This is a genomic window from Bradyrhizobium sp. P2_E8 (assembly GCF_056403875.1).
Genome location: NZ_JBFUES010001387.1, coordinates 1 through 1494, shown reverse-complemented (window position 1 = coordinate 1494; position 1494 = coordinate 1). Strand labels below are relative to the sequence as shown.

Below are 1494 nucleotides of genomic sequence, written 5' to 3'. Positions count from 1 at the left end.
GGCGCCAGGCGGGCGCGATCTGGTAGCCCGCCTTCAACGACAGCTCCGGTATCACGGCGAATTTGGTCTGCGAGAAATGGCCGCTGTTGCTGGCCAATGCGAGGAAGCCGCCCGGCACCGTCGTCGTGAAGCCGGCGATCGTCGAAGTCGTCGAGCCCGAAACGTCGGCCGTGTTGAGGTTTGCGCCGAGCGCGACCTTGCCGCGCCACTCCAGCGACCACGGGCCATTGCGCCAGTCACCGGTGAGACCAAGATCGAGACCGTGGAAGTTGCTGGCCGCCTTGAAATTGTCGCTCGGCGTAAACGTGCCGAAAGCGACGCTGCTCGCGGTGTCGGTGATCCACAGCGTGTCGGAGGAGCGCAGATAGCGATAGCCGATCAGCGCGTTCACGCGCTGCCCGCTCCACATGCCGATATCCTGGCGATAGAGCGCGCCGGCGCCGAAAAGACGCGATGTCTCGCTGGCGTTGACGCTGCCGGTGGAGATGCCCGGGAAACTTGCGATCAACGCGTCGGGAAGTCCCGTCAGCGCGTTGGTGAAAGGCCGCGTCAGGATTGGATAGGCGCCGGAACTGGCGGCAAAGCCGGTCGAGGCGTTCTCCAGTCCGAAAAACGACGCCTCGATGCCGCGGCTGCGCTGCGGGTCGAACCAGTATCCTCCAGTGATGCGTCCGCCCGAACGCCAGTCATTGTTGACGCTGGAATTGCCGAACAGCACGGTCGTGGTGGGCTGCCCGAGCACGCCGGCTACGCCGAGCGGCGTGCCGACGGGCGCAGTCGTCACCAGTGCCGGCAGCTTGTCGCCGCTCACGCTCCAGGCGAGATAGTCGGCCTCGGCCCAGAACGGATTGAAATCGACGGGCTTCGGCGGGGCTTTCAGCCGCAGGTCGGCGGCAAGAGCGCTGCCGCTCAGCGAGATCGCCGCAAATGCCACGCCAGCCGCTGCAGCCCCCAACCGCCGAGTCATTGGCCTTCCCCAAGGTTCCACGGAATGAACCATGCGACAATCTGTCCGGCAAGGTGGAGTTGTGGCAGGGGAGCAGCGAAAACGTCCGGCTGTTGCCGTTGGGCATCGCTTGTTTGCTTACGCCGCAGCAGCCTCATGCCGGCTACGTCGCGCTATTTCAAAACACCTTCGCTCCGCCCGCGCCAGCGAGAACCCTTGCTGCATGGCGTTGAAGCACGTCAGCCCGATCTGCTCCGCCCGGCACGTGAATCCCGCCGCGCTTGCGGCGCCGGCTCCGATCAACGCAAGCAGGGTCGATGCCAGGATGACGGCGCGGGGCCCGATCATGCAAATTTTGAGACTAGCTGTCGAACTTGACCGCCGTGGTGTTGGCGCCGCAGAGCAGCACTGCAACGCGTTCGCCGGGCAAGGGACGATAGCGGCCGGACAGCAGTGCGGCAAAGGCGGCCGCGCCGCCGGGCTCGGCCACGAGACGCAGGCTCGACCATAAAGCTGCCTGGGCCTGCCGGATCGCCTCGTCGCTGACC

1 protein-coding gene and 1 pseudogene are annotated in these 1494 nt (G+C 65.8%); both read right to left on the bottom strand.

The window, feature by feature from the left end; translation table 11 throughout:
* Positions 1 to 967: BBP7 family outer membrane beta-barrel protein (locus tag AC1D00_RS40705; protein WP_477014590.1), on the bottom strand; the 967-nt coding region annotated here is incomplete at its 3' end.
* Between the two features lie 340 nt (positions 968 to 1307).
* Positions 1308 to 1494 (bottom strand): annotated as a pseudogene (locus AC1D00_RS40700) (threonine/serine dehydratase); the annotation flags it as partial.